The sequence below is a fragment of the Streptomyces pimonensis genome, from assembly GCF_041380215.1.
Classification (GTDB): Bacteria; Actinomycetota; Actinomycetes; order Streptomycetales; family Streptomycetaceae; genus Streptomyces; species Streptomyces pimonensis.
In genome coordinates, this window is the sequence record NZ_JAHWZY010000051.1 from 1 (window position 1) to 12,521 (window position 12,521).

Below are 12,521 nucleotides of genomic sequence, written 5' to 3' on the forward strand. Positions count from 1 at the left end.
CCCGTGCGGCCCGGAGCCGGGCGCGGAGCGGCCCTTCGACGACCAGCCCTCCTCCAGCACCGGGTATAGGCGCCGGTCGTGTCGTGAGGGGCTTACGGGTCAGCCGAAGGACTTTCGGGTCCGGGCCGTGGCTTCGTGTCCCGCTGCGGCTGTGATTCGAGGGGGGCGGGTCGGCAGGGGCCGGCTCACATCCGTCGTGCGGGCCCGGGCACTGCTGCTGCGGCCCTACGGCGAGCGGGACGATCCCGTGGCCGGGGCGGCGGACGCCCGTTGTCCCGGCGGTGCCGCGTCGGCATCGGCCTCCTCCCTGCCCGACCGGTCGGGCGACTGCCGCGCCCGGCGGTTCGTGCGAGGCTCTGACCAGCCAGTCGACCACTCCCGTACAGCGGGGGAACCTCACAGTTGCACGGGCTGCCCGAACACACCCGTCAGGTGGATGTCGGCGGCCCGGTACCAAGCGGCGCTTCGGCGCTGTCACCCGCACCACGATCCGCGCCGTCGGCCGCTTCAGGCTGTCCTCGCGCGTCAAGCGCTCGATGGCGCAGCCGGGGCGTGTACTCCTTCGCGCCGCAGCCGCGTCCGGCCCCGTGACGCCCGAGGGCGGCACCCTTCCAGGATGCCGCCCTTTGACGTGTACGGTCGTACCGGGGTGCGTTCGTGTCAGAGTGAGCCGACCGGTGCCCGCCCCTTCGGGGCGGAGTCCTCGTCCGACGCGCCCCAGCATTCCACCTCGCCGCGCAGGCCCGGCACCCGGTCCTTTCGGAAGACCGGGTCGAGGCCCTGGCTGCGCTGGGCCATGTAGTCGTCGAGGAGGCGGAAAGCGACCGCGCCGAGGGGGACGATCGCGATCAGGTTGACCAGGACCATCGCGCCCATCGTGACGTCCGCGAGGCTCCAGACCAGCGGGACCGAGCCGATCGCGCCGAGGACGGCGCAGGCGACGACCACTGCGCGGTACGAGCTCATCACGCCCTTCCTGCGGGTGATGAACTGGATGTTGGACTCGCCGTAGTAGTAGTTACCGATCATGGAGCTGAAGGCGACCATGAAGACCACCAGGGTCAGCAGGTGACCCGCCCAGCCGCCGAGCGCACTGGTGAAGGCGGACTGCGTGACGTCCGCACCGCCGCGCTCACCGAGGGTCGGGTTGGCGGACAGGACCACGAGGGCGGTCATGGTGCAGATGACCAGGGTGTCGAAGTAGACGCCGAGGGTCTGGACCAGGCCCTGCTTGACCGGGTGCGTGGTCTCCGCTGCCGCGGCGGCGTTCGGAGCGGAACCCATGCCCGCCTCGTTGGAGAACATGCCGCGCCGCACGCCCTGCAGGATCGCTGTGCCCACGGCGCCACCCGCGACCTCGCGGAAGCCGAAGGCCCCGCCGACGATGTCGCCGAGCATGCCCGGCACGCTGCCGAGGTTGAGCAGCACGATGACCAGGCCGACCAGTAGGTAGAGCCCGGCCATCACCGGGATGATGACCTTGGTGACGGCCGTCAGGCGCTTCACGCCGAAGAACACCGCGAGTGCGAGCAGCACGGCGAGCACGACGCCGAGGACGGGGTTGAACCAGGAGGCGTCCGAGCCGAAGGAGCCCTTCATGGCCACCGTGATGGTGTTGGACTGCACCGCGGTCAGCACGAACCCGAACGTCAGCGTGATCAGGACGGCGAAGACCACACCGAGCCAGCGCATTCCGAGCGCCTTCTGCATGTAGTAGGCCGGGCCGCCTCGGTACGTGCCGGGCTCGGTGTCGCGCACCTTGTACAGCTGGGCCAGAACCGACTCGACGAACGCCGAGGCACCGCCGATCAGGGCCATCATCCACATCCAGAAGACGGCGCCGGGGCCGCCCATGGTGATCGCGGTGGCCACGCCGGCGATGTTGCCGGTGCCGATCCGCGCGGCGGCGGAGATGGTGAAGGCGCCGAAGGGGCTGACGCCGGACTGCGGCTTGTCCTTGAAGACCCGGAGCATTTCCGGGATCAGGCGGATCTGCACGCCTCTGGAGCGCAACGTGAACCAGACGCCGACGACGGCGACCAGCGGAATCAGCAGATATGTCCAGAGGGCGTCGTTGAGGTCGACGACCCAGGCTTCCAACGTGCTCATGCGAATGCTTCCCGGTTCCTCGTAAGTCGGGGAATCGGCCCGGCCTCTGCACGCGCACAGGTCGTGTACGGAGCGGACGGCCGGGCCGGATGGTGCGGAGGTGAATGCTCCGTAAACCCCAGGACTCTAGGCTGGCGTCGCCGTTCCTGCCTATGGTTCCTGAAAGTGCTCTACCTCACATGAATCCGGCGCGTGCGAGAAGCCGTCGGCCGAAGCCGTCGTCGGAGCTGGTCGCCGGTGCCTGCTCCGCAGTCGGCTCCCGACGCGGCACGCCTCGTGCATCCGGCGCCCGGCCGCGGGGGAAACCGCGTACCGCCGAGGAACCGCCCGCCTGCGGGATGAACGGACCGAGGCCCTCACCGCCTGGCGCCGCGGGCACGGGAGACGTCACCCGCAGGGCCGGTCCCGCGGCACCCGGTTCCGCAAGGTGCCCCTGTGGGCGCCCGAGTCGGGCGGCGCCGGACCGGATGGAGTGCGCGACGTACCGGCGGTGCCGTCTTGGCCCGGTCGGGTGTACGGCGGGGGCGTCCGCCCGCAGCGGGGTACGGCTGTGTCATGAAGGCACTGGTGATCAACTGCACGCTCAAGAAGTCCCCCGAGCCGTCCAACACCGCCGCGCTGGCCCAGGTCGTCGGCGACTGGCTGGCGGAGAACGCGGACGTCGAGGTCGAGTACGTCCGAGCCGTGGATCTCGACATCCACCCCGGCGTGGTCAGTGAAGCCGTCGCCGCCGGCGACGACTGGCCCTCGGTGCACGCCAGGCTGCTGCGGGCGCGGATTCTCGTCATCGCCTCGCCGACCTGGCTCGGCCGGCCGTCCTCGGTCGCCCAGCGCGTCCTGGAACGCATGGACGCCATGCTTTCCGAGACGGACGACGAGGACCGCCCCGTCGCCTACAACCGCGTCGCGGGAGTCGTCGTCACCGGGAACGAGGACGGGGCGCACCACGTGATCAGCGAGATCAACGGCGCTCTGTGCGACATCGGCTACACCGTCCCCGGCCAGTCGTGGACCTACTGGCATCTGGGCCCCGGGCCGGGCCCGGACTACCTCGACGACCGACGCGGTCACGACTGGGCCCACAGGACCGGCCGCGCGATGGCCGCCAACCTGTACGGCACCGCGCGTGCGCTGGCCGCGAGCCCGCTGGGCGCTCCGCCTCAGTGAGTCTTGCCCCGTGGCCCGGGGAAGTCGGTGCTGGGCACCGTTTTGAGCCGGGCAGGAAGGAAACCCCGGGAGCAGTCACACATATCGGTCGCTGCGGTCGGGTGCGTGACCTCCCGTCGGCCGGCCGGCCGCGGACGTGACGAACGGAGGGCACGCATGAAGGCTGTCGTGTGGCACGGAGTGGGGGACATCCGCCTGGACGACGTGCCGGAGCCGAAGATCGAGGACGCCCATGACGCGATCGTGCGCATCACGACGTCCGCGATCTGCGGCACGGACCTCCACTTCGTCCGCGGCACCATGCCCGGCATGCAGGAGGGCCGGATCCTCGGCCACGAGGCGGTCGGTGTGGTGGAGGAGGTCGGACCGCAGGTGCGCAACCTCCGTCCCGGGGACCGCGTGGTGGTGCCGTCCACCGTCGCGTGCGGCACGTGCAGCTACTGCCGCGCCGGCTACTACGCACAGTGCGACAACGCCAACCCCGGCGGATCGCGGGCCGGCACCGTCTTCTTCGGCGGTCCACAGGCCGCCGGGGGCTTGGACGGGCTCCAGGCCGAGTACGCCCGGATCCCGTTCGCCCACGTCGGACTGGTCCCGCTGCCGGACACCGTCGACGACGCCCAGGCCGTCCTGCTCTCCGACATCTACCCCACCGCCTGGTTCGGGGCACGGCTCGCCGAGATCGGCGCCGGGGACACCGTGGCGATCGTCGGGGCCGGACCGGTCGGACAAGCCTCCATCGCCTGCGCCCGTCTCCAGGGCGCAGGACGCATCATCGTCGTCGACGGTGTGGGCGACCGGCTGGAGCTGGCCCGCGACCAGCACGCCGAGACGGTCGACTTCAACACCGAGGACCCGGTCGAGGCCGTGGTTCAGCTGACCGGCGGCATCGGGGCGGACCGGGTGATCGACGCCGTGGGCGTGGACGCCCAGCGCCCGTCCCACGGGCCGGCGGCCGACGCGCTGCGGGGCCAGGGCGGGCAGTTCGACCACGAACGGGACGAGGTGGCCCCGCAGCAGAACCCGGACGGAAAGACGTGGGTGCCCGGCGACGCGCCGTCGCTGGCGGCCCGCTGGGCGGTGCAGATGGCGGCCAAGGCCGGCACGATCGGCACCGTGGGGGTCTATCCGCCGCAGGTACAGCATTACCCGTTCGGTGAGGCGTTCATGAAGAACCTCACGCTCAGGACGGGCAACTGCAACCACCGCCGCTACGTGCCCGACCTGGTGTCCATGGTCGCCGCGGGCCGTCTCGACCCCACACCGCTGATCACCCGCTGGGTCGGGACCGAGGACGCGCTCGACGCCTACCGGACTTTCGACCGGCGCGAGTCCGGCTGGACAAAGGTGGCCCTCGGCGTCGCGGGCGACGGTTCCGTCGCACCCGGCCTCGGTGAAGCGGCAGGAACGGGAGCGGCGACCACAGCGGGCACGCAGGGCCGGGCGTCGACGGGCCACGAGGGCGGAGGTGACCGGTCATGACGGCGGAAGCGGGCGAGAAGGCACAGAAGACGGGCGACTTCCACTGCGCCCGTTGCAGCGAGAAAGTCCACGTCGAGGAAGGGGACGGGATCCCCTCCCGCCCGGGCGGGCACGAGGAGTCCGGAACTCGCCGCGACGAACCGGGCAACGAGTCCTGACCGGGCGGAGCGCTGTCGGCGGCCGATCCGCCTCAAGGGCTCCCGTCCGATGACGAGCGCCGGCCCGCCGAGTGGCCCCGGAGTGCCACGCCGCCGCGGTCGCCGTGCGCAGCCTGGTGTCGCCGTCCACCTGCTCGGCGCCCACGTCTTCCGCCAGGTGGGGTCCACCCGACCGGTCGGAGCTCGCCCGGCCCGTACGGCGTCCGGCTCCCCCACGGCTCGGCGATCGCGTCCCTGCGGCCCGCCGCCGTCCTCTCCCTTCGCCCGTAGTACGCGTCAAGCCGGCGCGGCGGTGACGCGGGCGACGGGTACCCGGACCGGACGGGACGGTTTCCCGCAAGGAAGGGCTCCTCGGCCGGACGGCCGACACCGTCACAGCTCCCGGCGCACTCCGGCTTCCTTGATGACATCGGCGAACTGATGACCGGAGGTGCCGTCGAAAGCTCCGGCACCCGAACCCCGCCGCAGCGTCGGCAGCACCGTACGGTGCCTGACGTCCTCGACTTCGAAGGCCAGTGCGGCGTACAGCGCGACAACGGTGAGCACCAGGCCCGTGACACCGGCCGCCTCCTTCCACGCCGTGCCGCCGGACAGGTGGTAGGCGCCGGTGAGGAAGAACCGCAGTGACGACGTGGCCAGGACCACGGAGGCGACGAGTTTGTCGGATCTGCCGGCCGTGACCGGTATCAGCAGCGCGAACCCGGTCAGCAGAAGCAGCAGCCCGGCGGCTTTGCTGACGGCCCCCGGCGGACCGCTCGCCATGATCGCACCCATCGCCAGCCAGGTGCCGGCCAGTACACCCATGCCTGTTGCCGCGACGGCGTCACGACACAGGAATCCCAGCACGCTCGCCAGCGCCTGCACCGGGAAGACGAAGGCCAGCAGCACCAGCGCGACCGCCTGCGACTGGGTTGCCGGAACCCAGCCGAGTTGCAGCCCCGCCAGTACGAAGGTGCCACCGGACAGCCCCACGAACCCCAGGGGCAGAGGACTGCCCACGGGACGCACGACAATGCGTGAGTAAGGCCCTCTCGCCTCCTCCTGCGCACTGTCGGACCGTTCCCCGCCGGTTCCCGCGGGCCGGGCACCGGGGTGCGCGCCCCCGTTCGCGGAATTGACCATGTCGGGCTCCACGGCGTTGATTCTTGGACTCGTTCCTTCCTACCCTGGATCGACTTCTTGCGCCTTCCATGGCTTTCGGTGGGATTGTTCACGCGGTGTCGAGCCGCTTGCTCAGCCATGGGGTCACCCGGGGACACTCCGGACCTGTCCGGCGCCCCGGGCCGGCCGCCTGCGGCGGGCCCGCTCCATCGGGCGGGTTGACGGGACGAAAGGAGGTGTTCCCTTCACGGCCGGGCAGGCGGACGGGCCTGTCGAACCTCCTGCTGACGGTGGTCGGTGCCCCGGAACCTGTGGTGGCGGCGCTCGCGCCGGGTACCCGTGGATCCGTGTTCTTCGATTCCTGGAATGAAATCTTCCGCGTACTCGTCATGGCGGGGCTGGCCTACCCGGTCCTCATCGCCGCGGTACGCGTGTCGGGCAAGCGGACCCTGTCGAAGATGAACGCCTTCGACCTGGTGGTCACGGTCGCGCTGGGGTCGACCCTGGCCACCATCCTGCTCAACCGGCAGGTGGCCCTCTGGGAAGGGGCCCTCGCCCTCGGCTCGCTGGTGACGCTGCAGTTCGTCACCGCCTGGGCATCGGTCCGCTTCCGGAGCGTTCGCCGGCTGGTGAAGGCCGAGCCGACCCTGCTGCTGCACGAGGGCTGCTTGCTCCATGAGGCGATGCGCCGCCAGCGGGTCACACCCGACGAGGTGTGTCAGGCGATCCGCGCCCAGGGAACCGGGGCGCTGGAGACGGTGCACGCGGTGGTCCTGGAGACGGACGGCAGTTTCAGCGTGATCCCCCGCTCGCAGTACGGCTCGGGAAGCGCCATGGACAACGTGCCGCAGCGGCAAACGCGCCACCACGGCGCCGGACAGCAGCCCGTCCGCGAGCCCGGTGACCGACAGGGACCTGCCTGAACGGGATCACCCCGAAGACCGCCATCGTGAGCCGCTCCCCGAAGAGGACCCGCGGTGGGCACGCCCCGACGGGCGGCTCACGAACCAGGTACTGCGAGGTAGGGCCGCCGCCGCGGTCCCCGTACGGGCGGCCGAGCGGTCCGTGAGTGTCCTGGAGCAGGTCCGAGCACGTCTCACCGGCCGGGGCCGCCAGGGGAGGCCGCGCGGGGGCGCTCCCGGCGGCGATGGGCCGCTGCGCTCGCCATCGCGCTCAGGCCCGCACAGAAGATGAGTGCGAGGGCCAGACCGGAGCAGAAGACGGCCAGCGTGTTCATGGTGGCGATGTCCTGGCCGAGTACGGACACGGTGTACTCGGGGCCACCGGAGAGGTTGTCGGCGATCGCCAGGCCGGTGAAGGTTCCTGCGGCCGCGAGGAGGAGCAGTCCGAGTATGAACATCCGGGTCATCCCCTCGAACAGAGTGTTCCACTGGTACGGGATGCGGTCCCATCCGGGTACCCGTGGTGCTGCTCGGGACACGCGGCAGGTACGTGAAAAGGCACGGGGCGTCGCGCCTTCCCTGCCGGATCCGAGCCTGCGGGCCTGCCGGGACGTGCGTGTTGCCCGGTCTTCGAGCAGCCGGTCGTTCAGCGGTGCGGAAGCCGAGGACGGCTTCGGGGCCGACGCGGCACCACAGGCGCCGGCGGCAGGCCGCCCGGCGTACGGTGCCCGTAGGGCCCGTATCGCTGCCGTAGCCGTTCACCGCCGCGGCCGACGGGATGTCCACCCAGTCGGAGACGAGGGCGTGTGAGGCCCTCGCGGAAGGGAACGCGGTGCCCGTCCCCCTGTCCGCCACGGTCCCGCGGAAGGACTCGCCCATGCAGTGGTCCGGCTCTCCCCACCGCATCCCCCGCTTACGCCCGGGGCTCCCCGGCGCCGTCGTCCTCGTCACGCTCGCCGCTCTGACGGCCTGTGGCGACGAAGGCGTCACCACCTCGGCGTCCTCCCCGCCGGACACATCCACCGGCACGGTGACTTCCTCCGCTCCCCCCGAGGCCACTCCGGGACCGACCGCGCCCTCCTCCACCCGCAACGCGCCGCAGGTGTCGTCGGACCCACCCCGTGACAGCCCCCGCTGCACCCGTGACCGCCTCGCCCTCTCCCTCGGCCGGATCTCGCCGGGCGCGGGCAATCTCTACGCCCCCCTGGTCTTCACCAACGAGGGCACATCGGCCTGCCACCTCAAGGGCTTTCCCGGCGTCACACTGCTCGACGCCTCGGGTGAGCGGATCGGCGATCCGGCACAGCGCTCGGGGGACATGCGCCCCGCGGTCGTCCTGGCACCGGGTGAGAGCGCGTACGCCGCCCTGCACACCCTGAACGAGGGGATCTCGGACGAACCGTGCCGACGGCCCGCCGCGTCGGTGCAGGCGTACCCGCCGGGTTCCACCTGGGCGCTACGCACGCCGGCCCGCGCCTTCCAGGTGTGTGGCGGGACTTTCGAGGTGTCTGCGGTCCGCCCCGGTTCGCATCCCTGATCCTGATCAGCCGGGTACACCGTGCACGAACGCGTGACCGGGCCGTAGTCGCTGGGCACGTCCGCGCCGAGCGGCCCTCGGATGCCGGCGGGGAGGTCGACGACCGTGTTTTCGCCCGGGGCGATGGGCACGTCACCGACCTTCCACCGGCCCTCCGGGCGACGGGCGCCCGTCCGGTGTCCGGGATCCCGCTCACCGAACGACGTTCACCGGTGCACTCCGGGCCGACCCGGTCGACGAGGTTGTCGTCGCCGGCACCGGCGAAGGCACCGGTGACCGGGGCGGACATGAAGGCGCCCCTGGCCGTTCGCCTTCGATGCTCGCCCTTCGCCCTCCCGCGTGCTCCCGCGGCCGGGATGCGTAACCGGTCATGAGGCGAACGCCGGTGGAACCGACCGGTGCGACCCGCCGGGACACCCGTCCGCACCAGGGCGTCCTGCCCGGCTCCGCCCGTACGGCGAGGCGGACCTGGTACGGGGCTCAGAAGGCCCGGCCGCGCCACGAGGAGGAGGAGGCCAGCCAGGAGGTGACCCGGCTGATGTCGGCGCTGGTGACCATGCCGGCGACCCGGCCGTCCTCCACCACCAGGGCACGGTGCGCGGGGCTGCGGTCCAGCGCGGGCAGGACACGCACCAGGGGATCGTCGGGATGGGGTGTGGGGATGTCCTCGACCGGGATCATCACCGAGGTGACGGGGGCATCCCGCTCCACCTCCGGGACGCCGGCGACGGTCTTCACGTTCACCAGCCCGACCGGGTGCTGTTCCGCGTCGACGACGGGGAAGGCGGAGTGCCGGTAGCGGTACTCGGGCGCCGCGAGGAACCGGGCCACGGTGAGGGATGCGGGCACGGTGACGGGATCGGGCCCCATAGCCTGGCGCACCGGGATGCCGCTCAGCAGTTCGCGCAGTTTCGCCCGGCCGCCCTCCGCGCTCGCCATGGCGATGAGGAACCAGCCGACGACGGCCAGCCAGAAACCGCTGAAGAAGGCGCCGAACAGCACGAGGTAGAGCCCGATGCCGATCAGTACCCAGCCCAGCACCCGTCCGGCGCCGGTCGCCACCGCGGTCGCGCGCAGCGGGTTGCCCGTCTTCTGCCACACCAGCGCCCGCAGCAGCCGCCCGCCGTCCAGCGGGGCGGCGGGCAGGGCGTTGAAGACGGCCAGCAGGAGGTTGATGCCCGCCAGCCAGGCGAGTGTCTCGACGACGAGTCCGACACCGTACAGGGCCCCGGTCACCCCGGCCAGGACCCCGAAGAGCACGCCGAGCAGCAGGCTGACCAGCGGGCCGACCCCGGCGATGCGGACCTCGGCACGGGGGGTGGGTGCCTCGCTCCTCAACCGGGCGACGCCGCCCAGGAGCCACAGCGTGATGTCGTCCACGTCCACGCCGTTACGGCGCGCCACGAGGGCGTGGCTGAGCTCATGGGCCAGCAGCGACAGCAGGAAGACCAGCGCGCCCAGCAGCCCGGTGATCCAGTACTGCCAGGATGGCCGGCCGGGGTGGGTGTCGGGGAACCGGCCCGCGAGGCCCAGGGCGAGCACGAGGACGATGACCAGGACGCTCCAGTGCGCTCCGATCCGGAGACCGGCCACGCGTCCGAGTGGGAATGTCGCCTTCACAGCGGTGCGCCTCCCTCTTGTCCGTCGTGTACCGGTCCGGGTTCCACGCGGCCGGGACCTCACCCGTCGTCGGCCGGTGACGCACGGCCCGGGGGCAACCGTGGGTGCCGGCCGTGGCCTCGGGTGCGCGCGTGACGGGCCGCGGTCGGCCGTGCGGTCACCGGGTGCGGCCGTGGGCCCACTGTCCGGCCAATGCCTCGTCGACGAGTTCGGTCAGCCCGGTGAGCCGGAAGTGCTCGGCGGCGTGGAGGTGCTGGGCGTCGATGGTGGAACGCAGCCGGGCGAGAGCGGCCACGATGGGCGGATGCCGGCCGGGTGCGGCGCTCCAGGCGAGTTCGCGCAGCAGCATCGCGATGCGGGCCAGGACGGCGGGCTCGGCGGCGCCGTAGCGCAGGGGCTGGTCCACGGCCAGGTCCAGCAGGTCCCCCAGCCCCGGGCGTCGCAGCACGACTCTGACCTGCCGATCGTCGTCACGCAGCAGCCGGGGGCCGAGATCGTGCCGTGCCAGCCTGCACAGCAGTGCGGAGGAATGGGACAGGGCGTGCACCGCGGTCGTCGGGTCGTTGATCCCCGGGGAGAGCGCTTTGGCGGCGATGTCGGTGAGCTGCCGGAGCCCGAAGGCGATGTCCTGGAGTTCGGTGCGCTCGGGGCCGGTCCTCATCGCCCGGGAGGCATCCTCGGACAGCCGCGCCCACGCGTCGGGACAGAAGGGTCTCCCGGTACGGGGCCAGGCGGCTCCCACGGGCGTGGCTGCGACCAGTGGGCTTCCGGGATGGCGTTCGACGAGCAGGACGGCGTCTGCTTCGACGGCTGCCCGCAGGAGGGCCGCCTCGTCGACGGAGGTGAAGAAGCCGGAGGCGCCGGCGCACAGGGGCAGCGCGTCCGCGGGCGGTTCCGACGGTGCGCCGGGCAGGTCCGGGCCCGCGGGGCCCTCGCGATTCGTGTCCTGTTCATCCGCCAGGAGCCGGTGGATGGTGCGATCGGCTGCGGAGTGGACGCTGTTCATCAGCGTCTCGACCCGGATCTCGCGCGCCAGGTGGGACAGGAACAGGACAAGGGCGAGGAGACTGGCCAGGGTGAGCAGGAAGGCGAACGTGACCGACAGCTCGGGGACGAACCTGCTCTGCTCGTCCTCGCCGGTGCGCACGGTACGCAGCACGGTCAGGGCGTAGGTGAACGTCGTGAGGAAGAGTGCCAGGGTCGTCCGGACGTACCGGTCCGAGTTGAAGGTCCGCAGCACACGGGGGGAGAACTGGCTGCTCGCCAGCTGAAGTGTCAGCACGGTGAGCGAGAAGGTCAGTGCCGTGACCGTGATCAGAGAGCCGGCGATGGCTTCCAGCACCGAGCGTGCGGCGTCGGAGCCGCCCCCGAACAGGTAGTCCCTCAGCCAGGGCGGGAGGTCGTGCAGGATCCGCCGGTCCAGCCGGGGCAGTCCCACACCCGCGACGAGGGCGAGTGCGACCCCCAGTGTCGGCAGCGGCCACAACTGGACCCGGAGCGCGTCACGCACCGGTGCGGGGGAGGCGGACCGGGAACCCGGTCGGGGGCGAGGGGGTTCCCGAGGCGGGGTGGTGGTACGAGGGGCGCTTCGGTGTCAGCACAGGATCAGGCTACAGACCGTGAGGAAATGAGCAATCCGGACAGAACCTCCGTGAGCGAGGACGAGTCGACGTCGCATGGCGGATTTCCATGGATGTGCGTGATTCAGGTTATTTGAGATGGATAGTCGGCTCGTATGAAAGCAACGGGAGTCATCTCTTGGTGCGGGGGTGAACGGTTGTGGCAACGGCTCTTGGCGACCCTGTGCGTGCCGGTCGTTGCGCTGTCACTCCTTGTGGCCTGTGGCCGGGAGGATCCACTGAACGAGCCCGCCGAGCAGTTCAAGATGGTCGAGGTCGACTACGAACGTGCCATCCGCCTCTCCGCGGCCGAAGCGGCCGCCGGTGAACTGGTCGCCCTGGACCTCAAGGAGCCCGAGTCGGACTCGCCCGTGTGGGAGGGCAGGATCGCGGACGGGGACGGACAGCTCACGACGGTCCGGCTCGATGCCACCCGGGGCGAGGTGCTGGGGACGAGTGCCGGCCCCGATCTGACGGACTCCGAGCGTCGGGACCTGGTGCGGCTCCTGGAGGAGGCCCGCATCCTGCCGGACGAGGCGGCCCGCGAGGCGGCCGAGACGGCCGAGGGTGATGTCGTCACCGCCGTCGACCTGCAGGAGCGTGACGGCGATCCGGTCTGGCGGGTCAGCGTCCTCGGCGTGGCCGACGAGACGGCGATGGTCCACGTGGTGGACGCGAGGAGCGGAGAGGTCCTGAACCGCAGCCCGGCGTGACACGGGCCCGGCGCCGGGACGCGTGGGGCACGACACACCATGGGTGACTGTGCGGGAGACGTCGCCCCGCGAAGCCCGGTCCAAACGCGTGGACGTCAGCCCAGGAGGCCGAC

Annotated in this window: 11 protein-coding genes; 6 read left to right on the forward strand and 5 right to left on the reverse strand. The window is 71.5% G+C overall.

The window, feature by feature from the left end; translation table 11 throughout:
* Positions 1–660: 660 nt before the first annotated feature.
* Positions 661–2,109, reverse strand: a complete 1,449-nt coding sequence (locus KYY02_RS30695; RefSeq protein ID WP_371243705.1) for an alanine/glycine:cation symporter family protein — start codon at positions 2,107–2,109, stop codon at positions 661–663.
* Between the two features lie 555 nt (positions 2,110–2,664).
* Between KYY02_RS30695 and KYY02_RS30700 the strand changes: the two genes are divergently transcribed.
* The 3 genes from KYY02_RS30700 to KYY02_RS30710 all read left to right on the forward strand — a co-directional run bounded on the left by KYY02_RS30700 (position 2,665) and on the right by KYY02_RS30710 (position 4,916).
* Positions 2,665–3,276 carry a flavodoxin family protein gene (locus KYY02_RS30700; protein ID WP_371243707.1) on the forward strand — a complete coding sequence of 204 codons (612 nt, stop codon included), beginning with the start codon at positions 2,665–2,667 and terminating at the stop codon, positions 3,274–3,276.
* 156 nt (positions 3,277–3,432) lie between these two features.
* Positions 3,433–4,758, forward strand: a complete 1,326-nt coding sequence (locus KYY02_RS30705; protein WP_371243709.1) for a zinc-dependent alcohol dehydrogenase — start codon at positions 3,433–3,435, stop codon at positions 4,756–4,758.
* Positions 4,755–4,916: a hypothetical protein gene (locus KYY02_RS30710; protein ID WP_371243711.1), complete on the forward strand. Its 162-nt coding sequence runs from the start codon at positions 4,755–4,757 to the stop codon at positions 4,914–4,916. Before KYY02_RS30705 ends, KYY02_RS30710 begins: the two co-directional genes overlap by 4 nt.
* 372 nt (positions 4,917–5,288) lie before the next feature.
* On the opposite strand, the gene KYY02_RS30715 is transcribed toward KYY02_RS30710, so the two are convergent.
* Positions 5,289–6,038: a GPR1/FUN34/YaaH family transporter gene (locus KYY02_RS30715; RefSeq protein ID WP_371243713.1), complete on the reverse strand. Its 750-nt coding sequence runs from the start codon at positions 6,036–6,038 to the stop codon at positions 5,289–5,291.
* A 326-nt stretch (positions 6,039–6,364) separates the two neighbouring features.
* Here KYY02_RS30715 and KYY02_RS30720 point away from each other — a divergent pair, with 326 nt between their 5' ends.
* Positions 6,365–6,940 (forward strand): DUF421 domain-containing protein, encoded by a 576-nt coding sequence (locus KYY02_RS30720; RefSeq protein WP_371243715.1) that lies wholly within the window; start codon positions 6,365–6,367, stop codon positions 6,938–6,940.
* Between the two features lie 173 nt (positions 6,941–7,113).
* On the opposite strand, the gene KYY02_RS30725 is transcribed toward KYY02_RS30720, so the two are convergent.
* Positions 7,114–7,377, reverse strand: a complete 264-nt coding sequence (locus KYY02_RS30725; RefSeq protein WP_371243717.1) for a hypothetical protein — start codon at positions 7,375–7,377, stop codon at positions 7,114–7,116.
* A 419-nt stretch (positions 7,378–7,796) separates the two neighbouring features.
* On the opposite strand from KYY02_RS30725, the gene KYY02_RS30730 reads away from it, so the two are divergent.
* A complete protein-coding gene (locus tag KYY02_RS30730; RefSeq protein WP_371243719.1) occupies positions 7,797–8,456 on the forward strand; it encodes a DUF4232 domain-containing protein in 660 nt (219 codons plus the stop codon).
* A gap of 480 nt (positions 8,457–8,936) precedes the next feature.
* Here the strand turns inward: KYY02_RS30730 and KYY02_RS30735 are convergent, their stop codons facing one another.
* Both KYY02_RS30735 and KYY02_RS30740 read right to left on the reverse strand, forming a co-directional pair.
* Positions 8,937–10,049 carry a site-2 protease family protein gene (locus KYY02_RS30735; protein ID WP_371243721.1) on the reverse strand — a complete coding sequence of 371 codons (1,113 nt, stop codon included), beginning with the start codon at positions 10,047–10,049 and terminating at the stop codon, positions 8,937–8,939.
* A gap of 184 nt (positions 10,050–10,233) precedes the next feature.
* Complete coding sequence (locus KYY02_RS30740; RefSeq protein WP_371243723.1) at positions 10,234–11,586, reverse strand: DUF2254 domain-containing protein; 1,353 nt, start codon at positions 11,584–11,586, stop codon at positions 10,234–10,236.
* Between the two features lie 297 nt (positions 11,587–11,883).
* Between KYY02_RS30740 and KYY02_RS30745 the strand changes: the two genes are divergently transcribed.
* Positions 11,884–12,408 carry a PepSY domain-containing protein gene (locus KYY02_RS30745; protein WP_371243727.1) on the forward strand — a complete coding sequence of 175 codons (525 nt, stop codon included), beginning with the start codon at positions 11,884–11,886 and terminating at the stop codon, positions 12,406–12,408.
* Positions 12,409–12,521 lie beyond the last annotated feature (113 nt).